This window comes from Streptomyces sp. NPDC050504 (genome assembly GCF_044458065.1).
GTDB lineage: Bacteria > Actinomycetota > Actinomycetes > Streptomycetales > Streptomycetaceae > Streptomyces.
In genome coordinates, this window is the sequence record NZ_JBITHO010000020.1 from 12,374 (window position 1) to 34,779 (window position 22,406).

A 22,406-nucleotide genomic window follows, 5' to 3' on the forward strand; every position below is an offset into this window, starting at 1 on the left:
GATTCAGATGGCCAAGCGAATCGACGTCAGCGGCCTCTCCGCGTACTACGGCGCCCACAAGGCGATCGACGACATCTCGATGACGGTCGAGCCCCGCTCGGTGACGGCCTTCATCGGCCCCTCCGGCTGCGGCAAGTCCACGTTCCTGCGCACCCTCAACCGCATGCACGAGGTCACCCCCGGCGGCCGCGTCGAGGGCAAGGTGCTGCTGGACGACGAGAACCTGTACGGCTCCGGTGTCGACCCCGTCGCGGTGCGCCGCACGGTCGGCATGGTGTTCCAGCGCCCCAACCCCTTCCCCACCATGTCGATCTTCGACAACGTGGCGGCGGGCCTGCGGCTCAACGGCAAGTACCGGAAGTCCGAGCTGAACGACGTCGTCGAGAAGTCGCTCAAGGGCGCCAACCTCTGGAACGAGGTCAAGGACCGCCTGAACAAGCCCGGCTCCGGCCTCTCCGGCGGTCAGCAGCAGCGCCTGTGCATCGCCCGCGCCATCGCGGTCGAGCCCGACGTGCTGCTGATGGACGAGCCGTGCTCCGCGCTCGACCCGATCTCCACCCTCGCGATCGAGGACCTGATCGGCGAGCTGAAGGAGCGCTTCACGATCGTCATCGTGACGCACAACATGCAGCAGGCCGCGCGCGTCTCCGACCGCACCGCGTTCTTCAACCTCGCGGCGGTCGGCCAGCCCGGCAAGCTCATCGAGATCGACGAGACGGAGCGGATCTTCGCCAACCCGTCCGTCCAGGCGACCGAGGACTACATCTCGGGCCGCTTCGGATAGGTCTCCCCCAGACTTGCGGTGCTGCATGGCGGTGCCACCGCAAGACAGAAAGAGGTCGGCCCCTCCTCTCGGTGAGAGGAGGGGCCGACCCATGCGCCGTCGGGCGCTAGCCGAAGCAGAGCTTGACCACGAAGTAACTGAGCCCCGCGACCGCGGCCGCGGCGGGCATCGTGATGAACCAGCCGAGCACGATGTTCTTCGCGACGCCCCAGCGGACGGCCCGCGACCCCTTGGTCGAGCCGACGCCCATGATCGCCGAGGTGATGACGTGCGTGGTGGAGATCGGCGCGTGGAACATGAACGACGCGGTGTACATCACGGACGCCGCGGTCGTCTCGGCCGCGAAGCCCTGCGGCGGGTCCAGCTCGATGATCCGCCGGCCGAGCGTACGCATGATGCGCCAGCCGCCCGCGTACGTACCGAGCGAGAGCGTCACCGCACAGGCGATCTTCACCCAGACCGGAATCGCGTCGCCCTGGTCCTCGACGTCGGCGATGACCAGCGCCATCACCACGATGCCCATGGTCTTCTGGGCGTCCTGGAGGCCGTGGCCGAGCGCCATCGCGGCGGCCGAGACGGTCTGCGCGATGCGGAAGCCGCGCTTGGCCTTGTGCGGGTTGGCCTTGCGGAACATCCACAGGATCCCGACCATCACCAGGTAGCCGAGGATCAGTCCCACGAACGGGGACACGAACATCGGGATGACGACCTTCTCCAGCACGCCCGACCAGTAGACGGTCGTGCCGCCGGCCAGCGCGGCGCCGACCATGCCGCCGAACAGCGCGTGCGAGGACGAGGAAGGCAGCCCGAAGTACCAGGTGACGAGGTTCCAGACGATCGCGCCGATCAGCGCGGCGAAGAGGATGCCCATGCCCTTGGAGCCCTCGGGCGTGGAGATCAGTCCCTCGCTGACGGTCTTGGCGACGCCGCTGCCGAGGAACGCACCGGCGAGGTTCATCACCGCGGCCATGGCGAGCGCCGCGCGGGGCGTCAGCGCACGCGTGGAGACGGACGTGGCGATGGCGTTCGCGGAATCGTGAAAGCCGTTCGTATACGTGAAGCCGAGCGCGACACCGATGGTCACGACCAGCGCAAAGGTGTCCACGAAGCCTCAGGACTCCTTGACCGCGATGGTCTCCACCGTGTTCGCCACGTGCTCGAAGGCGTCGGCCGCCTCCTCCAGTACGTCCACGACCTGCTTCAGCTTCAGCACCTCGATGGCGTCGTACTTGCCGTTGAAGAGGTGGGCGAGCAGCTTGCGGTGGATCTGGTCGGCCTGGTTCTCCAGGCGGTTGACCTCGATCCAGTACTCGGTGAGATTGGTCATCGTCCGCAGGTGCGGCATGGCCTCGGCGGTGAGCTCGGCGGCACGGGCCAGCACCTCGATCTGCTGCTCGATGCCCTTGGGGAGCTCTTCGATGTTGTAGAGGACGACGAGGTCGACGGCCTCTTCCATGAAGTCCATGATGTCGTCGAGCGACGACGCGAGGTTGTAGATGTCCTCGCGGTCGAAGGGCGTGATGAACGAGGAGTTCAGCTGGTGGAAGATCGCGTGGGTGGCGTCGTCCCCCGCGTGCTCCGCTGCCCGCATACGCTCCGCGATCTCGGCTCGGGCGGAGGAATCCGCCCCGAGCAGTTCCATCAGGAGCTTCGAGCCCGTGACGATGTTGTCCGCGGAAGCGGAGAACATGTCGTAGAAGCTCGTCTCCCTGGGGGTCAGACGAAAGCGCACGTGGGGTCCTCGGGGTGCTTTGGATTCGGTCAGGCTGATGCTAGGCGCATCATCCGGCCACGGCTAACCGGCAAGTTTCAGTGTCGCCCATCAGGCAGAGTGAGCGGCACGGACCCCCACTCGAATCGCACAAACAGGTAACATATACCCATGAGGGGTATGTCAACCCCTTGAACGGGAGGAAACGATGACGACCACCGAGGCAGCGACTCCCCCGGCGGCCGAGCCCGAGCAGCCCTGCCACGACGCCGGTGTGCACGGCTACCACCACCAGAAGAGCGAGCACGTCAAGCGCCTGCGCCGGATCGAGGGGCAGATCAGGGGCCTGCAGCGGATGGTGGAGGAGGACGTCTACTGCATCGACATACTCACGCAGGTCTCCGCGTCCACGAAGGCGCTCCAGTCCTTCGCCCTCCAGCTCCTGGAGGAACACCTGCGCCACTGCGTGGCGGACGCGGCGGTCAAGGGCGGCGACGAGATCGACGCGAAGGTGGAAGAAGCCACGAAGGCGATCGCCCGCATGCTCCGCACGTGAGCACGGACGCTCCGAAGGCGGGCGGCCTCTTCGGGGCGCCCCTGGCGCGGCGCCCCGAAGAGGCCGCCCGCCAGGGCTACTCCGCGTCCTCCCAGGGCAACGGCAGCCCCAGCACCTCGTCGATCCGATCGACGCTCAGCCGCTCCCCGTCCGCAGCCGACGCCGCGATCATCAACTCACCGCACAACTCGATCTCGGCGAGGGCCACGTGGTCCTGAACGGTGGCCGTACTAGGCGGCGCCACGTGCATTCACCTCTTCCTGCCGTCCGTCGTCGGCTCCCTAAGAGCGTAGGGAGCGGGGTGCGCCCCGCGCATGGCACGGACGGACCATTTCGGCCCCGTCCTTAGGGCCCTATGGCTTGATCTTCCCGGCGTAAATGTCGCCCTTGGCGGGAAGATCCACCTTCACGGCGACGCCGAACCCGTACAGCAGGGTGGTCGACGCCACATCGAGCGAGTGCCCCCGATTGGCGTAACGGAACCTCTGCCGGACCTTCCGCAGCCGCCCCTCCCCGTCCAGGTACGCGTCGAAGGGGACGACCTTCCCCGCGAACCCCTCGGCCGCCACGGCGAGCGCCCCGCGCGCGTAGGGCCGGGCGACGCGCGCGGCATGGCTCAAATCGACCTCCCCGCGGTAGTGCCGGACCTTCACCCCGGCGAAGTCCTCGTCCCCCACGTACGCCGCCGTGCGCGCCCCCCGCAGCAGCTCCGCCGCGAGCAGCGGATCGATCGCGCCGCCGGTCACCAGGTTGCCGTCGGTGGGAGACCCGGTATCGACCCGCACCCACTTCCCGGCCGGCACGCCGGCGCCCCGGTTCCTCATGTAGAGCACGCCCGGCATGAGGATCTCGTTGATGGGCGCGCGCGTCTCGTCGGGAAGGGCGACGTCCAGCCTGCCGCGCCGCTGCCGGTAGTCGTACGCCCCCGAGCCCCTGATGGTCAGTCGGGTGCCGCCCGCCGCGGTCTCCAGCGCCGTGCTCGCCCTGGAACTCCCGGTCGAGACCAGTACGTCGGCGGCCCGCCGCACCAGCCCGCCGCCGTCCCGCCCCGCGGCCGCGGCGCCCGCGCTCCCGGCCGCGTCGCCGCCGCCCGCCCCGCAGCCCGCCACGACCGTCATCACCACGGCGGCGAGCGCCCCGCCCCGGAGCTTCCGCTGTCGCACCATCGCAGGCCGACCCCCAATACACGCGGTACATGCGGTACATGAGGTGCTCGCGCCACGTGCGACGCGCGGTGCGACGCGCACGTTCCGAGTCCCCCACTCGCCCTCCATAACGACGCCACGGTCCCGCCGTCACGCGGCCACCCGGCCCCAGTACCGTGGTGCCGTGCTCCACGAGACGACCACGATCGAACGCGGCGCCTTCTGCCTGGCCCGCTGCTCCTGCGGTTGGACGGGCCCCGCCCGCCGCTCCAGAGAACGGGCCCGGGAGGACGCGCGGGCCCACGCCGCGAACTGACCCCGTCACCCGAGACCCGTTCGGCCCCTTCCGGCCCACGAACCCTGCCCGCCCCACGCATAACGCGGCTCCCCAACGGGGAAAGACCTCCCGCCCCCGGGGAACCCGGCTCGCCCGGGACCCGTCTCGCCCTCGGGAGGTCACATGGAACGCCGCACCCTGCTCACCGCGACCGCCGCCGCCCTCACCGGGGCGGCCGTCGCCGCCTGCACCGGAACCGACGGCAGCGCCACCGCACAGAGCGCCACGCCCCGCAGCACCACGCCCCACAACACCCCGCCCCCCGGCAGCACCACGCCCAAACCCGGCCACGCCGCGAAGCGGCCCGCCGACTGGACCGCCCTGGCCCGGGGGCTCGACGGAAAGCTGGTGCGGCCCGCCGACGCCGCGTACCGCACGGCGCGCCAGCTCTACAACACCCGCTACGACGACCTGAAGCCCGCCGCCGTCGCGTACGTCGCGCACCCCGACGACATCGCCGAGTGCCTGGCCTTCGCCCGCGCCCACGGCACCCCCGTCTCGATCCGCAACGGCGGCCACTCGTACGCGGGCTGGTCGTCGGGCAACGGCCGCCTCGTCGTCGACGTCTCCTCGCTCGCCACCGTGAAGCGCGGCACCGCCACCGCGTCCGTCGGCGCGGGCGCCAAGCTGATCGACGTCTACTCCGCGCTGGCCCGCGGCCGCGTCACCATCCCCGCGGGCTCCTGCCCGACCGTCGGCGTCTCCGGCCTCGCGCTCGGCGGCGGCCACGGCGTCGCCGCCCGCGCCTACGGCCTGACCTGCGACAGCCTCACCGCCGCCGAGATCGTCACCGCGGACGGCAAGCGCCTGACCGCCTCCGCCAGGGAGCACCCCGACCTCTTCTGGGCGCTGCGCGGCGCGGGCAACGGCAACTTCGGGGTCGTGACCCGCCTGGACTTCCGTACGCACCCCGCCCCGAGCGCCGTCTCCGCCTACCTCACCTGGCCGTGGCGCAAGGCCACCGCCGTGCTGGCCGCCTGGCAGAAGTGGGGGCCCGCCCAGCCCGACGAGATCTGGTCGTCGCTGCACCTGGCCGCCGGCGCGGGCGGCGGCGGCCCCACGGTCTCCGTCGCCGCCTTCTCCCTCGGCACCTACGGCGACCTCCAGAACGCCGTCGACCGCCTCGCCGACGGACCCGGCGGTCCCGGCCCCGCGAGCCACGTCTCGCTGCGCCGCCGCGGCTACCAGGAAGCGATGCTGGTGTACGCGGGCTGCTCGACGTTCTCCCAGGCGCAGTGCCACCTCCCGGGCCCGACGCCGGGCCGCACCCCGCAGGGCGTCCTCCAGCGCGAGACGTACGCCGCCGCGTCCGACTTCTACGCCGCCGCGCTGCCGGGCGCGGGCATCGCCCGGATGCTGGCCCGCGTCGAGGCGTTCACCCGGCTCCCTTCGGGCGGCGGTTCGATCGCGCTGACCGCGCTCGGCGGCGCGGTGAACCGCGTCGACCCGCTCGCCACGGCCTTCGTGCACCGCCGCGCGCGGATGCTCGCGCAGTACATCGGCTCGTGGCGTCCCGGGACCTCGGGGGCACCGCAGCGGCAATGGCTGAAAGACACCCATGCCGCGCTGCGGCCGTACGCGAGCGGGGCGGCGTACCAGAACTACACGGACCCCACCCTCACCGACTGGCGCAAGGCGTACTACGGTCCGGCGGCCGACCGGCTGGCCCGGATCAAGCGGCGGTACGACCCGGACAGGCTCTTCGACTTCCCGCAGGCGATCTGAGGGCGGGCGCCCCCGCGCGCACCGGTGTCGCCCGTACGGACTCGCCCGGCTGGCCCCGTCCCCGTACAGCCGCTGATGTGGGGGTACGAGAGGGCCTTCCGATCCCCAAGGGCGTGTCCATGCACCGTTCGCACCGCATACCCCGGGCGGGCGCCGCCGCCGCGGCACTCGTCCTCGCCCTGCCTGCGGCGGCGGGGGCCGCGGAGAGCCCCGCGCCGGGCGGACCGGTCCGCGCCGAGCAGGGGACCGCGCGCGGCGGTCCCGGCGGGGGCGGGGGCGGGGCCGGTCCGTCGACGGGCGAGGCCCCGGGTCCCGGGGCCTACGCGCTGGCGATCGGTTCGACGAGCGCGGCCATGGCGGGCACGGTCGTGATCATCCGTCGGCTGCGGCGCCGGGAGGGCACCAGCGGCATGCGCCCCTGAGAGCCGGTGCCAGGACGTCCGGCTACGCGGCGAGGTTGTTGTCGGCGGCGCGCGGCTCGGGGATGCCGATCGAGCCGAGCCCGGTCTCCGTCACGGGCTCCGCCGCGCGCCGGTCGCGCACCAGCCAGCCGACCGACCGCGACCGGGAGACGGCCCGCACGAGCGGCGTCAGCAGCATCATGGCGAGCGGCGCGAGGAGCAGCGTCACGGCCGTGCCGAGCGCGAAGCCGCCGACCACGTCGGTCGGGTAGTGCACGCCCATGTAGATCCGGCAGAAGCCCTCGGCGAACGCGAGGCCGAGCGCGGCGAGGCCGAACCCGCGGTGGGCGACGAACACGCCGACGCCGATGGCCATCGCCATCGTGGAGTGGTCGCTGACGAAGGAGTAGTCGGTCTTGCCCGCGACGAGCACTTCGAGGCCCTGGTGGTCCAGGAAGGGCCTGGGCCGCTCCACGAACCCGCGGATCGGGATGTTGATCAGCAGGGCGACGCCGGCCGCGAGCGGCGCCCAGACCAGCGCGGTGACGGCGGCGACGGAGTCCTCGGCCGAGCCGCGCCTGCGGACCGTCCACCAGCACCACAGCGCGACGAGGACGAGGCCGAGCATGATGCCGTACTCGCCGACGAACTCCATGACCCGGTCGAACCACGTCGGGGCGGACTTGGCGATCCCGTTGATGTCGTAGAGCAGGCTGACATCCGGGTTCGAGCTCTCGCCCAGCTTCGCCGGGGGTGCGCCCAGCGTGAGTCCAGCCATCTGCCGCGGCCCCTTGCCTGCCTAGTCTGCTCCAGCGGCGCGCACACGCGCGCGCCGCTCCACGAACCCCCGTGGTGTGTGTGCGGTCAGTGCTGCATGGTCAGTGCCGTCTGTACCACTGCCCAGGGAACGGCCCGCTCCCCCGCTACGTTCCACTCTCCACCGAACGATCACGATGACGTTATCGAAGAGTGACTCATCGTCGCAGCTCAGGGCCTTGGCTTTACGGAGAGTTCCGGCCACCGCCGCGACCCCGTCATCCCTCCGTACCGAACCTCGGAAGCGCTGCGGCGCCGTCCTTGGTGACCCGGGTCGCGCCGAAGTAGTCCGGCGTGTCGATCTTGTCGAACCGGATCACGGCCCCGGTGTACGGCGCGTTGATCATGTACCCGCCGCCCACGTAGAGGCCGACGTGCCGGATCGCCCGCGAGTTGGCGAGGTCGTCCGAGAAGAACACCAGGTCGCCCGGGAGCAGTTCGTCCCTGGACGGGTGCGGGCCCGCGTTGTACTGGTCGTTGGCGACGCGCGGCAGCTCGATGTCGACCGTGCGGTACGCGGCCTGGGTGAGCCCCGAGCAGTCGAAGCGGCCGCCCTGCTCGGGCGTGCCGTTGCCGCCCCACAGGTACTTCGTGCCGAGCTTCTCCTGCGCGAAGTAGATGGCGCCCGCGGCCTGTCGGGACGGCGAGACGCGGCCGACGGGCCGGGCGAAGCTCTTCTCCAGGGACCGGATGATCTTCACGTAGTTCTGCGTCTCGCGGTACGGCGGCACGCCGCCGTACTTGATGACCGCGTACGCGCCCGCGTTGTACGCGGCGAGCATGTTGTCCGTCGGGTCGCCCGGCGCCTTCTTGACGTATCCGGCCAATTCGCAGTCGTACGAGGCCGCCGACGGGATCGCGTCGGCCGGGTCCCAGACGTCCCGGTCGCCGTCCCGGTCGCCGTCGATGCCGTGCGTCGCCCACGTGCCCGGGATGAACTGGGCGATGCCCTGGGCGTTGGCGGGGCTGGAGACCTTCGGGTCGAACCCGGACTCCTGGTAGAGCTGGGCGGCCAGCAGCGCGGGGTTGATGGCGGGGCAGAGGTTGCCCCACTTCTGCACGAGCGGCTGGTAGAGCGCCGGCACCGCGCCCTTGGCCAGCGCGACGGCGCCCCGGCCGCCCCCGGCGCCGCCCGCGATCCCGGCCGCCGCCGAGTAGGTGCCCACGACGAGCAGCGCGATGAAGGACAGGGCGAGCCCGATCCCCGCTCCACCGAACACCCATACTTTGCGCACCCATCAACCCTGCCCCATCGAACGGAGTTTCACCGCACTTTTCGCGAGCGAGCCGGATCACTTCGTCCACCGGCCTCCCGCACGGCCGCCCCCGCCGACCCTCTACCCCTCTACCCCTCTGCCCCTCTGCCCCTCTGCCCCTCCGCCCCTCCGACTACCGCTGACGCTTCATCAGCTCGACCAGGCTGGAGAAGCTGTCCGCGCCGTGCCCCGCGTCCATGCCGCGCTCGATCAGCGCGAGCACGGCGCCCGGGAGCGTGGTGTCGACCCCCGCGTCGGACGCGGTGTGCAGGACGTGGTCGACGCTGGCGCGGGCCATGGCGAGGCGGTCCACGTCGCCCGTGTGGTCGCCCGCGTCGACGCGCTTGGCGTAGAACTCCAGGAAGCTGCCCATGCCGGTGAGGGTGGCGTCGGAGTGCGGCAGGACGTCGGCGGCGCTGAGCCCGTGCGCCTCGGCCATGGCGACGGCCTGCCAGAAGCTGAGCATGGCCGTCCAGAAGACGGTCATGCCGAGCTGGTAGTGGAGCGCGGCGAGCCCCGGGTCGGCGCCCTTGTAGTCGACGGCGGTCAGCACTTCGAGCGCCGCCCTGTGCGCCTCGACGGCCTCGGCGGGGCCGCTGTAGAAGGTCGAGGCGCCGGGCTTGGCCAGCTCGTACGGGGGCACGGTGACGCCGCCGGTGAGCTGCACGGCCCCGCGCTCGGCCACCCAGGCCGCCGCGGCGCGCGCCTTGTCGGGCGTGTCGGACGAGAGGTTGACCAGCACGCGCCCGGCGAAGGCGGTGTCCGGCACCCCGGCGAAGGTGGTGTACATGGCGTCGTAGTCGATGAGGCTCAGGACGACCAGTTCGTTGACGGCCAGGGCCGCCTCGACGGTCGGCGCGAGGACGGCGCCCCGCCCGACGAGGTCCGCGGCCCGCGAGGGGGTGCGGTTCCAGAGGGTGACCTCGTAGCCCTGGTCCAGGTAGGCCGCGGCCATGGCCTGGCCCATCGGGCCGAGGCCGATGACGGTGACCGAGTTCGACGTGCCGTTCGACGTGCCGTTGGTGTGCGCACCCATGGTTCTCCCCTTTGGTCCGGTTGCTAAAACGAACGCTCTATCCAGAGCGATGACAGGACCGTAGCACAGCTCTAGAACGAACGCTCTATCCGGTAATCTGGCGCCATGCAGACCAGCAGCACCCGGGACCGGATCGTCGTCGCCGCCGCACGCCTCCTCCAGCGGCAGGGGTACACGGGCACCGGCATCAAGCAGATCTCCAAGGAGGCGGAGGCCACCCTCGGCTCCGTCTACCACTTCTTCCCCGGCGGCAAGGAGGCCGTGGCGATCGCGGCGCTGCGGCACAGCTGCGAGGAGTTCGCGCAGCTGCTGCGCACGGCGCTCGACGGCGAGGACGACCCGGCAAAGGCCGTGGAGGCGTGCGCCGTCCTGCTCGCCACCGAACTGCGCGCGTCCGGCTGGCGCGACGGCTGCCCGGTGACGGCGGCGGCGCTGGAGACGCTGGGCGAGGAGGACGGCGAGCGGACGGCGATCCAGGAGGCGAGCGCGGCGGCGTTCGCCGAGTGGGAGGCGCTGGTGTCGGCGAAGCTGCTGGCGTCGGGCTTCGGGGCGGCCGACGCGGCGGAGCTGGCCACGACGGTGATCTGCACCCTGGAGGGCGCGGAGGTCACCGCACAGGTCAACCGCGACGAGCGGGCACTGCTCCTGGCGGGCCGTCACCTCGCGCGCCTGGTGGGCTCGTACCGCTGAGGGCCTCGTTCCGCCACGGGCCGCTTTGACGGATAGTGGAGGGGCGACGACCGCCGGAGCGCCACCGGCCGCGGACAGCGGCCAAGAGTGGAACAACGACAGTCATTGCCCGGAGTCACCCTCCGTGATACACAGAGTAACCATACGCGCACTCGTATGACACACGCCTCAAGTCGCAGGTCAGAGCCAGGTCAGAGCCATTGACTCGGGCGTCCGTGCGATTGTCGGGTAAAGAGACACGGCAAGTCGTCGTACGAGGCCGGTTTCATCAGCGAAGATAGAGCCCGACCCATGCCATGGGGCAGGGGAATCGAACTACCCGACAGGGGCGGTGACTTACATGATCCTGGCAGCGGAAAAGGGCGACATCACCACCATCATCGGCGGAATCGCCCCGAACTGGGGTCCGTTCGGCAGTCTGGGCAACGAGGCGCGGGTGATGATCGAGGTGGTGATGGCCATCGCCATCCTCCTCTGCCTCGGCATCGCGATCTGGGGTGCGGCCAAACAGCGGATCGGCGCGACGGCACTGCGCGACACGTTCAGCGCGGAGCAGGGCAAGGGGCTCATCGTGGCGGGACTCACCGGCGTTTTCATCATCGGATCGCTGGGGACCCTGTTCACCATCGTGTACGGGATGGCGGTCTGACCCCCGGTCACGTCCCCGCACCCCGCCCTTCCCCGTAGCTCCCCCTCCCCGCGTCCCCTACCCCCGCGTCCCGCACCGCTCACCGGCCGAGGTTGCCTCCCCCTCATGTCCAGTCACGCTGATGTCCAGTCACCACACCGCGACCGCGCGGGAACCGGCCTTGAAGGGACGTGCGGGGCATGAGCACGGGCGACGACCACGGGCGGTACCCGGAGGACGGCGGGATCGGCGGTACGGGCCAGACCCGCACGCGCCTGCCCGAGGGGCCGGCGTCCGCCGACGGGTACGGAAGCGGGGCGCGCCGCGGGGCGCGGCCCTCCCGGTCGATGATCACCGTGGTGGGCGTGGTGGTGCTCCTGGTGGCCGCGATCGCCTTCGCCAACAGGGGCGGCGGCAGCGACGACGAGGGCGGCGCACCGGGCGGCGGCGGCAAACCGGGCGCGTCGTCGACGGCGGCGAGCGGCGTGAAGCCGGTGGAGGGCAAGACCGGGGACATCGCGTCGGGCTTCGCACGGGACGAGCAGGGGGCGCAGAGCGCGGCGGCGAACTTCGCGGTGGCGTTGGGGTCCGACGGGATGTTCAACCGGGACCGGCGCCGGGAGATCGCGAACACCGTGTACGCCCCCGACGTGGCAGCGGCCCGCCAAGGCGCCCTGGACAAGGTCTACTCCGATCCGAAGTTCCTCACGAGCATCGGGCTCAAGGAGGACGGCACCGCACCCACAGGGCTGACGTTCATCTCGCGCACCATCCCCGTGGGCACCAAGGTGACGAAGTTCGAGAACAGCGCGGCGACCGTGTCCGTCTGGTACTCGTCCCTCTTCGGGCTGGCAGGGCAGGGTTCCCAGAATCCCGTGGCCGAGGGTTGGTACACCAACACCTTCGAACTGAAGTGGGTCGGCGGCGACTGGAAGGTCACCGACTTCGCGCAGAAGGACGGCCCCGCGCCGGTCGGCCGCGACCAGGCCGCCTCCAGCGCCGACGAGATGGCCGAGGCAGTACAGCAGTTCGGAGGGTTCACGTATGCCCGGTAAGCGCCACCGTGCCCTCACGCTCACCGGCGGCCTGGCCGCGGTGCAGGTCGCGGCTTTCGCCTTTGCGGCGAGTACGTCCGCCGCGCCCACGCCGCCCGTCTCGCCTTCGCCCGGCGCGTCCCCATCGCCTTCACCGTCGCCGAGCAACAACCCGTGCGACCTGATCCGCGGTCCGGCCAAGGAGTACTGCGAACGAGGCGACGGCGCCGCCAACGCCCGTAACACCCCCTCCGCCCCCACCGAAACCCTCGACCCCCTCTCCTCCCTCGCCAAGGGCTGTGCCGACGCCGCCTCCTGGATCGTCTCCAAGCTCAGCGAAGCCGTGAAGAGCACCGCCGACGTCGACTTCACCAACCCCAAGTTCCTCCAGCAGTACGCCGTCGTCTTCGCCGCCTCCACCGTCCTCACGCTCGTCCTGTGGCTCCTCGCCGTCGCCAAGCGCGCCATCAGGGGCGTCCCGCTGACCACCGCGATCTCCGAGGCCATCGGGTTCCTCTGGCTGACGGTCCTCGCCTCCGCGTTCACCCCGCTGATCCTCTACACCGTCGTCTCCGCGACCGACGGCGTCACCGAGGTCATCGCCTCCGCGTCCGGCAACCAGAACGACGTCTTCTTCGGCTCCTTCTCCGAAGCCCTGAAGAAGGGCGACGGCATGGGCGGCGGCCCGATCATGCTGATCGTCGTCTCGCTCGTCTCGATCGTCGCCGCCGGCATCCTCTGGCTCGAACTCGTCATCCGCGCCGCCCTGCTCTACGTCGGCGCCCTCCTCGGCACCGTCGTCTACGCCGGCCTCGTCGACAAGAACCTCTGGTCCCACGTCCGCCGCTGGGCGGGCATCATGATCGCGGTCATCCTCATCAAACCCGTCATCATGATCGTCCTCGGCCTCGCGGGCGCCCTCAGCAGCGGCGACGGGCCCGACGCCTTCTCCGCGATCGTCTCCGGCCTCGCCATCATCCTGCTCGCGATCTTCGCCTCCGCGATGATCTACCGCTTCGTGCCCGGCTTCGGCGACGACATCGCCGCCGCCAGCGCCAGCCGCAAGCACGTCACCGACGGCGCCTCCCGCGCCGCCGCCCGCATCACCACCCCCGCCGCAGGCGTCTCCCAGGGCATCCAGACCCACAGCAGCCGCGCCGCGGGCGACGGCGGAGGCCGCGCGCCCGAGCCCCGTACCGCCTCCGCCGTCTCCGGCGGAGTCGCCGCCCACGGCTCCCGCGGCAGCGGGACGGGCGGGGGCGGCGGCGGATCTGTCCCCTCCGCCGCACCCCCGCCCCGTACCGGCTCCCCCACCGCCGGCACCCCGCACAGCAACCGCAAGTCCAGCACGGGCAACAACAGCACAGGAGGTGCAGGGCGTTGACGACCCAGTCCCCGACCATCACGCCCCGCCGTACGTATCTCATCGGCCGCGCCCGGCCCAACGCGATCGTCGGGAAGAACCGCGAGACCGGCGAGATCGCGCTGATCATCGCCGGTGCGTTCGTCGGCATGATGTGCGGACTGCTCGTCCCCGTCCTGTCCCTGCGCATCGTGACCCTCATGGGCTTCCCCATGCTCGCGCTGGCCGCCGTCTACGTGCCGTACAAGAACCGCACCTTCTACAAGTGGTTCGAGATCAACCGCAGCTACAAGCGCACCCTGCGCCGCGGCACCACCTACCGCTCCGCCGCCATGGAGGCCGGCGTCCGGGGCGACGGCCGCGAGGTCGAGGTCGGCCCGCCCCCCGGCATCGGCCGCATCAGCTGGCTCGCCGCGCCCTTCGGCCCCGACGAGATCGCCGTCCTGCTGCACGCCGACCGGCGCACCGTCACCGCCGCCATCGAGATCGAGGGCCCCGGCGTCGGCCTGCGCGACAGCGAGGACCAGGAGGCCCTGGTCGACCGGTTCGGCACGCTGCTCAAGCACGTGGCCAACGGCGACGGCTTCGTCACCCGCCTCCAGATGCTCGCCCGCACGCTGCCCGCCGACCCCGACGCGCACGCCAAGGACGTCGCCCAGCGCGGCGACCACAACGCCCCCGCCTGGCTCCTGGACTCCTACGACCAGCTCCAGTCGATGGTCTCCACCTCCAGCGAGCAGCACCGCGCGTACCTCGTCGCCTGCATGCACTACACCCGCGAACTCGCCGCCGAGGGCCACGCCATGGCCCGCGCCGCCCGCCCCTCGGGCACCCGCAAGGTCGACAAGGACGCCGGGCTCGCCGTCGTCATGGCCCGCGAGCTCAACGACATCTGCGCCCGCCTCGCCGAGGCCGACATCCGGGTCCGCCAGCCGCTCGGCCAGGGCCGCCTCGCCTCGCTCGTCCACTCGATGTACGACCCCGACCACCCGATCGACCACATCCAGGCGATGACGAAACGAAACGCCTGGCCGGCCGAGCTGGACGCCGTCGAGCCCACGTACCTGCAGGCCAAGACCCGCGAGTCGTCCACCCGCGCGCCCTGGTGCCACGCCACCGCCTGGGTCAAGGAGTGGCCCATGACCCCGGTCGGCGTCAACTTCCTCGCGCCGCTCCTCGTCCACACGCCCGACGTGATCCGCACCGTCGCCGTGACCATGGACCTGGAGCCCACCGAGATCGCCATCGAGCGGATGCTCACCGAGAAGACCAACGACGAGGCGGAGGCCAACCGCGCCGCCAAGATGAACCGCACCGTCGACCCCCGCGACATCGCCGCCCACGGTCGGCTCGACCAGCGGGGTGAAGATCTGGCCAGCGGCGCGGCAGGCGTCAACCTGGTGGGGTACATCACCGTGTCGTCACGTTCACCCGAGGCCCTCGCCCGCGACAAGCGGACCATCCGGGCCTCGGCGGGCAAGTCGTATCTGAAGCTGGAGTGGTGCGATCGCGAGCACCACCGCGCTTTCGTGAACACCTTGCCGTTCGCGACCGGCATCCGACGCTAGCCGGGAAGGGCAAGTAGCCATGCGAGATCCGCTGACCGCGCTCACGGATGCCTTCACCTCCTTCGTCTTCGGGAAGGTGGAGTCCACCAGACTGCCGGTGCGCACCTCCACCGGCCAGGCGCAGGCCGTCTACCTGCCGACCGCCGCGCCGGGCCTCGGCGACTCCGGCGTGATCATCGGCCGGGAGGTCTACAGCGGCAAGGGCTACATCTACGACCCCTTCCAGCTGTACGGGCAGCAGCTCCCCGCCCCCCACTGGCTGGTGCTCGGCGAGTCCGGCAACGGCAAGTCGGCGCTGGAGAAGACGTACGTGCTGCGGCAGCTGCGCTTCCGCGACCGGCAGGTCGTCGTCCTGGACGCGCAGGGCGAGGACGGCGTCGGCGAATGGAACCTCATCGCGGAAGAGCTGGGGATAACCCCCATCCGGCTCGACCCGATGGCCGCGCTCAACGACGGCATCCGGCTCAACCCGCTCGACCCGGCGATCACCACCACGGGCCAGCTCGCGCTGCTCCGCACGATCATCGAGGTCGCGATGGGCCACGGCCTCGACGAGCGCTCCGGCTTCGCGCTGAAGGTCGCGCACGCCTACGTCAACGAGACGGTCGTGGACCGCCAGCCCGTCCTCACCGACATCGTCGAGCAACTGCGCCACCCCGAGGCGGAGTCCGCCGAGTCCATGAACGTCGACATAGACGACGTACGGGCGTGGGGCCTGGACGTGGCCCTGGTCCTGGACCGCCTCGTGGACGGCGACCTGCGCGGCATGTTCGACGGCCCGACGACGGTCGGCATCGACCTCGACGCCCCGCTGATCGTCTTCGACCTCTCGCACATCGACCGCAACAGCATCGCCATGCCCATCCTCATGGCGATCGTCGGGGTCTGGCTGGAACACACCTGGATCCGCCCGGACCGCAAGAAGCGCATCTTCCTGGTCGAAGAGGCCTGGCACATCATCAACAGCCCGTTCGTCGCCCAGCTCTTCCAGCGCCTGCTGAAGTTCGGCCGGCGCCTGGGCCTGTCCTTCGTCGCGGTCGTCCACCACCTCTCGGACGTGGTCGACGGCGCGGCCGCGCGGGAGGCGGCGGCGATCCTCAAGATGGCCTCGACCCGCACGATCTACGCGCAGAAGGCCGACGAGGCGAGAGCGACGGGCCGGGTGCTCGGCCTGCCCCGCTGGGCCGTCGAGATTATCCCGACCCTGATGCCGGGCGTCGCGGTCTGGGACGTCAACGGCAACGTCCAGGTGGTCAAACACCTGGTCACCGAGGCGGAACGCCCCTTGGTCTACACGGACCGCGCGATGACCGAGGGCTCGACCCCCGACCCCGTGCCCAACGAAGACGTCCACGCGGCGGAACTGGAGACGGAGCAACGGGCGGCGCTCATCGAGCAGTCGCAGTCGTCCCAGTCCACGGTGGCGTGAGGTGAACGACTGGGAACGGCGGTACGAGGACCGCGGCGCACCGCGCGGCCCCTCGGGCCGCCAGGGCGGGGTCCCGGACGGCCTCCTGGTGGGCGGCCTGGCGTTCGCCCTGGGCGTGGCGCTCCTGTCCTGGACGGCCACGGGCCTGGCGGGCCTGTTCGCACACGGCTCGTGGCCCGACAACGTGACGTTCGGCCGCACTCCGGAGGCCCTGAAGGCCCTCGTGACGGAACCCCACGACCTGGCGGGGGCCTGGCCCCAGACCCCACCGGCCCAACTCTCGGGCTGGGGCCTGTTCTGGGGCCTGCTGCTCGGCCAGCTGATGGTCCTGCTGGTACTGACGATCTTCGTGCTGGGCGCGGTGGCACGATGGCGGGTGGTCCGCAGGACGAGGAGGGCGGAGGCGGCGGAGGAGCGGGCGGCGAAGCGGGCGGAGGCCCGCGGGGCGGCTTCGCACCGGCCCGGGAAGCGGGCGCCCGACCGGGGCCGCCCCGCGCCCACGGAACCCGTGTCCGAAACCCGGGTGCCCCACCCGACCCAGCCAGAGTCGCCCGAGACAAGAGGACTCCACCCGGCCCCGCCCGAGCCGTCCCAGACACGGGGGCCCCATCCGGCCCCGCCAGAGTCGTCCGAGACACGGGGGCTCCATCCAGCCCCGCCCGAGCCGTCCCAGACACAGGGGCTCCATCCGGCCCCGCCTGCGACCGAAGCACGGGTGCCCCATCCAGCCCCGCCGGCGTTTGAGGCGCGGGGGTCCGGGGGCGGAGCCCCCGACGCGTCCGGGCCGGGCCCGGTTTCGGGGGCGGCCACCCCGCACAACGGCACCCCCGCAACCGCCGCCTGGTACGCCGGCACCCCCTCAAACACCACCACCCCCCAAAACCCCCAATCCCCCCGCCCCTCCCGACCCACCCGCCTCCACTACGCCCCCGCCCCCTCCCGCAAACCCCAGGCCCTCCAGGCCCTCCGGGACGCCGAGGGCCCCGCCCTCGTCCTCACCTCGGACCCCACCATCTGGGCCGACTCCAAGGACGCCCGCGCCAAACTCGGCCCGGTCCTCCTCTACGACCCCGGTCACCTCTGCGACACCCCGAACCCGGCCCGCCTCCACTGGTCCCCCACCGCGCACTGCGAGGACCCCGACACCGCGCGCGAACGCGCCGCCGCGCTGCTCGCCCCGGTCCGCCCGCACGCCCGCGTGGACGCCGCGATGGCCGACACCGCGGAAACGCTCCTGCGCTGCTGGCTGCACGCCGCCGCCGTGGACGGCAAACCGTTCAAGCAGGTGCACCGCTGGGCCCAGAACGCGGGCGCCCACGACCCCGTACGCATACTCCGCACCCACCCCAAGGCCACGTCCGGCCTCGCGGGCCTCCTGGAGTCCGCCCTCACCGCGCACCCCGAACGCCGGGAGATCGCACAGCAGTTGGTGGCGCGGGCGCTCTCCTCCCTCTCCTCGGTCCACATCCGTGAGGCATGCACACCAAATCGAACTGATTCGCTGACCTTGGAATCATTCATCGGCGAGGGGGGCACCCTTTATGTGGTGGGGGAAGCCATCGAGGATCCCCGCACCCGCCCAGGCGCCATGCCACTGCTCACGGCGCTCGCTTCACACGTGGTCGAGCACGGCCGCCGCATGGCCGCACGGTCATCCGACGGTCGGCTCGACCCACCAATGACGTTCGTCCTGGACGACGTCGCGGCAGTAGCTCCGCTTCCCCAGCTGCCCGAGCTGCTGTCGACCGGTCAGGACCAGGGCTTGGCGACCCTGGTCCTGCTCCGCTCGCAGGAACAGGCCAGAGCCCGCTGGCCGGAGGCAAGGCTCACCCCGTAGCGGGGGGCAACCGCCACGCGACGCCCCCGACAGGACCGCGCACCCCCACGCGATGCCCCGACAGGAACGCGCACCACCGCGCCCGCCTCGTACCCCGGTACTACGCCCCCGCCCCGCTCCCACCCCAGGTCGGACGCCCCGCACCCGCCAACTCCATAACGTCGTCCACATGATTCGCGCCCAAGACCTCACCAAGCGCTACGGCCCGAAGACAGTCGTCGACGGCCTCGGCTTCACCGTCCGCCCCGGCACGGTCACCGGCTTCCTGGGCCCCAACGGTGCCGGAAAATCCACCACCTTGCGCATGCTCCTCGGCCTGGACGCCCCCACGAGCGGCAGCGCCACGATCGGCGGCCGCGCGTACGCCACCCACGCCGCCCCGCTCACCGAGGTCGGCGCGCTCCTGGAGGCCCGTTCGGTGCACCCGGGCCGCACCGCCTTCCACCACCTCATGGCCCTGGCCCACACGCACGGCATCCCGCGCTCCCGCGTCGAGCACGTGCTGGGCGTCACCGGCCTGACCGACGTCGCGGGCCGCCGCGTCAAGGGATTCAGCCTCGGCATGGGCCAACGCCTCGGCATCGCCGCCGCGTTGCTCGGAGACCCGGCGGCGATAGTCCTCGACGAGCCGGTGAACGGCCTCGACCCCGAGGGCGTCCTGTGGATCCGCAACCTCCTCAAGTCCCTGGCAGCGGAGGGCCGTACGGTACTGGTCTCCTCGCACCTCATGAGCGAGATGGCCCTCACCGCCGACCACCTCGTCATCATCGGCAGGGGCCGCCTCCTCGCGGACACCACCGTCGAGGCCTTCGTACGCGACCAGGGCGTCAGCCACGTCAAGGTGATCACCCCCGAAGCCGCCGCCCTCACCACCCTCCTCGCCGCACCCGGCGTGGAGGTCACGTGCCCCTCCCCCGGTGAACTGCACGTACGCGGCACGGACGCCGAGCACATCGGCCGCACCGCCGCGGCCCACGCCGTCCCGCTCTTCGAACTCACCCCCACCACCGCCTCGTTGGAGCAGGCGTTCATGGACCTGACGCACGACGCCGTCGAGTACCACGCCACGCCCCACGCACAGGCAGGAGCCGCAGCATGACCACCACGACCACCGCCCCCACCTCCCCCGCTTCCCCCACCTCCCCCTCCGCCCCCGCAGCCGCCCCGCCGTACCGCCTCACCCCCCGCCGCGTCCTGCGCTCCGAATGGCACAAGCTGTGGACCCTGCGCTCCACCTGGATCACCCTGCTGTCCTCCAGCCTGATGATCCTCGGCATCGGCCTCACCATGGGCATCACCTACGAGGCGGGCGGCGACGACGCCGACATGGACGTCGTCGTCATCGTCCTCATCGGCATGCAGCTCTCCCAGATCGCCGTCGCCGTCCTCGGCATCCTCTGCACGGCGGGCGAGTACGCGAACGGCATGGTCCGCGCCTCCATGACCGCCGTACCGCGCAGGCTCCCGGTCCTCTGGGCCAAGGCCGCCGCGTACACCGCCGCCACCTTCCTCACCACCCTCGGCACGGTCTTCGCCACCTTCCTCGGCGCCCAGGTCTTCCTCGGCGACACCGAACAGGCCGCGTCCCTCGGCGATCCCGGCATCCTGCGCGCGCTGGTGGGCAGCGCGGCCGCGATGGCCCTGCTCGGCCTGACCGCCCTGGCCCTCGGCGCGCTGCTGCGGTCCGTGCCCGGCGCCATCGGCGCCTTCATCGGCGGCGTCCTGCTCCTGCCCGAGGTGGTCTCCGCCCTCCCCTTCGACGCCGTATCCGACGCCCTGCGCTACTTCCCCACCAAGGTCCTCCAGCCGATCGGTTCGGCCCAGCCCGTCGAGGACGCCGTCTCCCCCGGCGTCGGCCTCCTCGCCCTCACCCTGTGGGCACTGGCCCTGCTCGGCCTCGCGTCCCTCCGCCTCAAGCGCCGGGACGTCTGAAGCGCCGGGACGTCTGAAGGACCGGGCCACAAGGTCCGTACGGATGAAGGAAGATGACCACGTGACGGCAGTGGCCCCCGCACCCCCCGAACGCCCGGAAGGCGCCCCCGACCCCGCCCAGCAGGACTGGTCGTCGGGCGCCCACCCGCTGACCCGCCGCATCAAGGCGTACGGCGAGCGCGTACGGGCCTTCGACGCCCGCCGCCCCGGCCTCTGGGACACCGCGGTCACCGGCTTCTTCGTCACGGCCGCGCTCGTCGACGCGTCGGGCGGCTGGCGCAACATCACGTACAACCAGGACGTCCCCGTCCCGCTGGTCGTCGCCCTGTCCCTGGCCTTCACCGTCCCCCTCCTCCTGCGCCGCACGCACCCCCTGGCCGCGTACCTCGTCACGCTGCCGTTCGGCGCGGTCAACGGCTGGACGGGCGCCCACCTCCAGGCCGCCCTGATCCCGCTGCTCTTCTTCTTCCACATCGCGCTGCGCCTGCCGCTGCGCACCCTGGCCGTGGCGTTCGCCCTGAGCACGCCGCCCCTGGCGATCGGCGCGACCCGCCATCCGGTGGGCAGTTGGGACCAGCAGTTCCTCCCCGCCTTCTACGGGATCCTCCTCGCCGCCGCCCTCGGCCTCGCCGTCCGCACCCGCCAGGAGTACACGGCGTCCCTGGTCGAGCGCGCCCGCCAGCTCGAAGTCGAGCGGGACCAGCAGGCCCGGCTGGCAGCCGCGGCCGAACGCACCCGCATCGCCCGGGAGATGCACGACATCATCGGCCACAACCTCTCGGTCATCACCGGCCTCGCGGACGGCGGCGCCTACGCGGCGGCGAAGAGCCCGGAGCGCGCCGCCCAGGCCCTGAGCGCCATCTCCAGCACCAGCCGCCAGGCCCTCGCCGAGCTGCGCCGGCTGCTGGACGTGCTGCGCGAGGACGCCCCGGCGGCACGCGCCCCGCAACCGTCCCTGACCGACCTGGACGCCCTGCTGGAAGGGGTACGGGAAGCGGGCCTCAAGGTCGGCCTGGAGACCAGGGGCACCCCTTCGCCGACGCTCACGCCCGGCCTGGAGCTGACGGTCTACCGCGTGGTCCAGGAAGCCCTGACCAACACCCTGAAGCACGCGGGCCCCGACGCGACGGCCGCGGTGACGCTCACGCACGCGCCACGGCACCTCTCCGCCGAGATAACCGACACCGCCGCTCCGCCGACTCCCGCTCCCGCTCCCACTCCCGCGATCCCGAGTTCCGGCCAGGGCCTGACCGGAATGCGGGAGCGCACGGCCCTCTACCGGGGCACACTCGAAGCCGGCCCCCGCCCGGACGGCGGCGGCTGGCGCGTACACCTGCGACTCCCCGTGGAGGAACCGGCACCGTGACGACCGTTCTCATAGCCGACGACCAGCCCATGCAGCGCTTCGGCTTCCGGATGCTGCTGGAGAGCCAGGACGACATGACGGTCGTCGGCGAGGCGGCCAACGGCACGGAAGCCGTACGGCTCACCGCGGAGCACCGCCCGGACGTCGTCCTGATGGACATCCGCATGCCGGGCCTGGACGGCATCGAGGCGACGCGCCGCATCGTCGCGGCGGGCGCGCGCACGAGGGTCCTCATCGTGACGACGTTCGACCTGGACGAGTACGCGTACGCGGGGCTGCGCGCCGGGGCCAGCGGCTTCCTGGTGAAGGACGCGCTCCCGGAGGAACTGCTCTCCGGGATCCGCGCGGTCGCGAGCGGGGACGCGGTGGTGGCCCCGAGCCTGACTCGCCGGCTCCTGGACACCTACGTGCGGTACCTCCCGCAGGAGCCGGACGCCGGGGCCGCCGCCCCGGAGGACCCCCGCATCACGGCGCTGACCGAACGGGAGCGGGAGATCCTGACGGTGATCGGCCAGGGCTGGACGAACACCGAGATCGCGGAACGGCTGCACCTGGCGGAGTCGACGGTGAAGACCCACATCAGCCGCATCCTGTCGAAGACGGGCGCACGGGACCGCGTCCAGGCGGTGATCCTGGCGTACGACGCCCAGCTGGTCACCCCGGCCTGAAACGCGAAAGGGGCCCGAAAGGGCCCCGTAAACGCAGAAAAGCCCCGCACCATAAGGTGCGGGGCTTTCCCACAATGATTGTTCGGCGGCGTCCTACTCTCCCACAGGGTCCCCCCTGCAGTAC

23 protein-coding genes are annotated in these 22,406 nt (G+C 71.6%); 17 read left to right on the forward strand and 6 right to left on the reverse strand.

Annotation, left to right across the window (positions count from 1 at the left end):
• Positions 1 to 7: 7 nt before the first annotated feature.
• Positions 8 to 784 (forward strand): phosphate ABC transporter ATP-binding protein PstB, encoded by a 777-nt coding sequence (gene pstB, locus ACIBNE_RS40465; protein ID WP_399280986.1) that lies wholly within the window; start codon positions 8 to 10, stop codon positions 782 to 784.
• Positions 785 to 890: 106 nt separating this feature from the next.
• Here pstB and ACIBNE_RS40470 read toward each other — a convergent pair whose 3' ends face one another.
• Both ACIBNE_RS40470 and ACIBNE_RS40475 read right to left on the reverse strand, forming a co-directional pair.
• The gene (locus ACIBNE_RS40470; protein WP_399280988.1) at positions 891 to 1,889 is read right to left on the reverse strand and encodes an anion permease; all 999 of its coding nucleotides are present in this window, start codon (positions 1,887 to 1,889) and stop codon (positions 891 to 893) included.
• Between the two features lie 6 nt (positions 1,890 to 1,895).
• Positions 1,896 to 2,516 carry a DUF47 domain-containing protein gene (locus ACIBNE_RS40475; RefSeq protein ID WP_399280990.1) on the reverse strand — a complete coding sequence of 207 codons (621 nt, stop codon included), beginning with the start codon at positions 2,514 to 2,516 and terminating at the stop codon, positions 1,896 to 1,898.
• A gap of 187 nt (positions 2,517 to 2,703) precedes the next feature.
• On the opposite strand from ACIBNE_RS40475, the gene ACIBNE_RS40480 reads away from it, so the two are divergent.
• Entirely contained in the window at positions 2,704 to 3,051 is a 348-nt protein-coding gene (locus tag ACIBNE_RS40480; protein WP_399280992.1) for a metal-sensitive transcriptional regulator, read from the forward strand.
• Positions 3,048 to 3,269 (forward strand): hypothetical protein, encoded by a 222-nt coding sequence (locus ACIBNE_RS40485; protein ID WP_399281031.1) that lies wholly within the window; start codon positions 3,048 to 3,050, stop codon positions 3,267 to 3,269. The genes ACIBNE_RS40480 and ACIBNE_RS40485 overlap by 4 nt, the downstream gene beginning before the upstream one ends.
• Positions 3,270 to 3,404: 135 nt before the next feature.
• Here ACIBNE_RS40485 and ACIBNE_RS40490 read toward each other — a convergent pair whose 3' ends face one another.
• Entirely contained in the window at positions 3,405 to 4,217 is an 813-nt protein-coding gene (locus tag ACIBNE_RS40490) for a hypothetical protein (protein WP_399280994.1), read from the reverse strand.
• Between the two features lie 163 nt (positions 4,218 to 4,380).
• Here ACIBNE_RS40490 and ACIBNE_RS40495 point away from each other — a divergent pair, with 163 nt between their 5' ends.
• The 3 genes from ACIBNE_RS40495 (at position 4,381) to ACIBNE_RS40505 (ending at position 6,680) form a co-directional block, all read left to right on the forward strand.
• The gene (locus tag ACIBNE_RS40495; RefSeq protein WP_399280996.1) at positions 4,381 to 4,512 is read left to right on the forward strand and encodes a hypothetical protein; all 132 of its coding nucleotides are present in this window, start codon (positions 4,381 to 4,383) and stop codon (positions 4,510 to 4,512) included.
• A 144-nt stretch (positions 4,513 to 4,656) separates the two neighbouring features.
• The gene (locus ACIBNE_RS40500; RefSeq protein ID WP_399280998.1) at positions 4,657 to 6,258 is read left to right on the forward strand and encodes an FAD-binding oxidoreductase; all 1,602 of its coding nucleotides are present in this window, start codon (positions 4,657 to 4,659) and stop codon (positions 6,256 to 6,258) included.
• Between the two features lie 119 nt (positions 6,259 to 6,377).
• Positions 6,378 to 6,680: a hypothetical protein gene (locus ACIBNE_RS40505; RefSeq protein WP_399281000.1), complete on the forward strand. Its 303-nt coding sequence runs from the start codon at positions 6,378 to 6,380 to the stop codon at positions 6,678 to 6,680.
• A 22-nt stretch (positions 6,681 to 6,702) separates the two neighbouring features.
• Here ACIBNE_RS40505 and ACIBNE_RS40510 read toward each other — a convergent pair whose 3' ends face one another.
• The 3 genes from ACIBNE_RS40510 to ACIBNE_RS40520 all read right to left on the reverse strand — a co-directional run bounded on the left by ACIBNE_RS40510 (position 6,703) and on the right by ACIBNE_RS40520 (position 9,767).
• Positions 6,703 to 7,437 (reverse strand): phosphatase PAP2 family protein, encoded by a 735-nt coding sequence (locus ACIBNE_RS40510; RefSeq protein ID WP_399281002.1) that lies wholly within the window; start codon positions 7,435 to 7,437, stop codon positions 6,703 to 6,705.
• 256 nt (positions 7,438 to 7,693) lie between these two features.
• On the reverse strand, positions 7,694 to 8,695 hold the full coding sequence (locus tag ACIBNE_RS40515) for an NlpC/P60 family protein (RefSeq protein ID WP_399281029.1): 1,002 nt from the start codon (positions 8,693 to 8,695) through the stop codon (positions 7,694 to 7,696).
• Between the two features lie 169 nt (positions 8,696 to 8,864).
• Complete coding sequence (locus ACIBNE_RS40520) at positions 8,865 to 9,767, reverse strand: NAD(P)-dependent oxidoreductase (protein ID WP_399281004.1); 903 nt, start codon at positions 9,765 to 9,767, stop codon at positions 8,865 to 8,867.
• A gap of 105 nt (positions 9,768 to 9,872) precedes the next feature.
• Between ACIBNE_RS40520 and ACIBNE_RS40525 the strand changes: the two genes are divergently transcribed.
• From ACIBNE_RS40525 to ACIBNE_RS40575, 11 genes are all read left to right on the forward strand, one after another.
• Positions 9,873 to 10,457, forward strand: a complete 585-nt coding sequence (locus ACIBNE_RS40525; RefSeq protein ID WP_399281006.1) for a TetR/AcrR family transcriptional regulator — start codon at positions 9,873 to 9,875, stop codon at positions 10,455 to 10,457.
• 340 nt (positions 10,458 to 10,797) lie between these two features.
• Complete coding sequence (locus ACIBNE_RS40530; RefSeq protein WP_005315450.1) at positions 10,798 to 11,106, forward strand: hypothetical protein; 309 nt, start codon at positions 10,798 to 10,800, stop codon at positions 11,104 to 11,106.
• A gap of 179 nt (positions 11,107 to 11,285) precedes the next feature.
• Positions 11,286 to 12,140, forward strand: coding sequence for a hypothetical protein (locus ACIBNE_RS40535; RefSeq protein ID WP_399281009.1), 855 nt, complete (start codon positions 11,286 to 11,288; stop codon positions 12,138 to 12,140).
• The gene (locus tag ACIBNE_RS40540) at positions 12,130 to 13,503 is read left to right on the forward strand and encodes a hypothetical protein (RefSeq protein ID WP_399281011.1); all 1,374 of its coding nucleotides are present in this window, start codon (positions 12,130 to 12,132) and stop codon (positions 13,501 to 13,503) included. The genes ACIBNE_RS40535 and ACIBNE_RS40540 overlap by 11 nt, the downstream gene beginning before the upstream one ends.
• On the forward strand, positions 13,500 to 15,050 hold the full coding sequence (locus ACIBNE_RS40545) for an SCO6880 family protein (protein WP_399281014.1): 1,551 nt from the start codon (positions 13,500 to 13,502) through the stop codon (positions 15,048 to 15,050). Before ACIBNE_RS40540 ends, ACIBNE_RS40545 begins: the two co-directional genes overlap by 4 nt.
• A gap of 19 nt (positions 15,051 to 15,069) precedes the next feature.
• Positions 15,070 to 16,479, forward strand: a complete 1,410-nt coding sequence (locus tag ACIBNE_RS40550) for an ATP-binding protein (protein WP_399281016.1) — start codon at positions 15,070 to 15,072, stop codon at positions 16,477 to 16,479.
• A gap of 1 nt (position 16,480) precedes the next feature.
• On the forward strand, positions 16,481 to 18,316 hold the full coding sequence (locus ACIBNE_RS40555) for a type VI secretion protein (protein WP_399281018.1): 1,836 nt from the start codon (positions 16,481 to 16,483) through the stop codon (positions 18,314 to 18,316).
• A gap of 169 nt (positions 18,317 to 18,485) precedes the next feature.
• Entirely contained in the window at positions 18,486 to 19,415 is a 930-nt protein-coding gene (locus tag ACIBNE_RS40560) for an ATP-binding cassette domain-containing protein (protein ID WP_399281020.1), read from the forward strand.
• Positions 19,412 to 20,248, forward strand: coding sequence for an ABC transporter permease (locus tag ACIBNE_RS40565; protein WP_399281022.1), 837 nt, complete (start codon positions 19,412 to 19,414; stop codon positions 20,246 to 20,248). The genes ACIBNE_RS40560 and ACIBNE_RS40565 overlap by 4 nt, the downstream gene beginning before the upstream one ends.
• Before the next feature lie 43 nt (positions 20,249 to 20,291).
• Complete coding sequence (locus ACIBNE_RS40570) at positions 20,292 to 21,614, forward strand: sensor histidine kinase (protein WP_399281024.1); 1,323 nt, start codon at positions 20,292 to 20,294, stop codon at positions 21,612 to 21,614.
• Positions 21,611 to 22,282 (forward strand): response regulator, encoded by a 672-nt coding sequence (locus ACIBNE_RS40575; protein ID WP_399281026.1) that lies wholly within the window; start codon positions 21,611 to 21,613, stop codon positions 22,280 to 22,282. The genes ACIBNE_RS40570 and ACIBNE_RS40575 overlap by 4 nt, the downstream gene beginning before the upstream one ends.
• The last annotated feature ends 124 nt before the right edge of the window (positions 22,283 to 22,406 follow it).

What these genes read in the sequence shown, in the direction of transcription:
- pstB (WP_399280986.1), top strand. Translation starts at nt 8, where the DNA reads ATGGCCAAGCGAATCGACGTCAGCGGCCTCTCCGCGTACTACGGCGCC.
- ACIBNE_RS40490 (WP_399280994.1), bottom strand. Translation starts at nt 4,217, where the DNA reads ATGGTGCGACAGCGGAAGCTCCGGGGCGGGGCGCTCGCCGCCGTGGTG.
- ACIBNE_RS40525 (WP_399281006.1), top strand. Translation starts at nt 9,873, where the DNA reads ATGCAGACCAGCAGCACCCGGGACCGGATCGTCGTCGCCGCCGCACGC.
- ACIBNE_RS40510 (WP_399281002.1), bottom strand. Translation starts at nt 7,437, where the DNA reads ATGGCTGGACTCACGCTGGGCGCACCCCCGGCGAAGCTGGGCGAGAGC.
- ACIBNE_RS40530 (WP_005315450.1), top strand. Translation starts at nt 10,798, where the DNA reads ATGATCCTGGCAGCGGAAAAGGGCGACATCACCACCATCATCGGCGGA.
- ACIBNE_RS40550 (WP_399281016.1), top strand. Translation starts at nt 15,070, where the DNA reads ATGCGAGATCCGCTGACCGCGCTCACGGATGCCTTCACCTCCTTCGTC.
- ACIBNE_RS40540 (WP_399281011.1), top strand. Translation starts at nt 12,130, where the DNA reads ATGCCCGGTAAGCGCCACCGTGCCCTCACGCTCACCGGCGGCCTGGCC.
- ACIBNE_RS40535 (WP_399281009.1), top strand. Translation starts at nt 11,286, where the DNA reads ATGAGCACGGGCGACGACCACGGGCGGTACCCGGAGGACGGCGGGATC.
- ACIBNE_RS40500 (WP_399280998.1), top strand. Translation starts at nt 4,657, where the DNA reads ATGGAACGCCGCACCCTGCTCACCGCGACCGCCGCCGCCCTCACCGGG.
- ACIBNE_RS40565 (WP_399281022.1), top strand. Translation starts at nt 19,412, where the DNA reads ATGACCACCACGACCACCGCCCCCACCTCCCCCGCTTCCCCCACCTCC.
- ACIBNE_RS40520 (WP_399281004.1), bottom strand. Translation starts at nt 9,767, where the DNA reads ATGGGTGCGCACACCAACGGCACGTCGAACGGCACGTCGAACTCGGTC.
- ACIBNE_RS40560 (WP_399281020.1), top strand. Translation starts at nt 18,486, where the DNA reads ATGATTCGCGCCCAAGACCTCACCAAGCGCTACGGCCCGAAGACAGTC.
- ACIBNE_RS40505 (WP_399281000.1), top strand. Translation starts at nt 6,378, where the DNA reads ATGCACCGTTCGCACCGCATACCCCGGGCGGGCGCCGCCGCCGCGGCA.
- ACIBNE_RS40570 (WP_399281024.1), top strand. Translation starts at nt 20,292, where the DNA reads ATGAAGGAAGATGACCACGTGACGGCAGTGGCCCCCGCACCCCCCGAA.
- ACIBNE_RS40480 (WP_399280992.1), top strand. Translation starts at nt 2,704, where the DNA reads ATGACGACCACCGAGGCAGCGACTCCCCCGGCGGCCGAGCCCGAGCAG.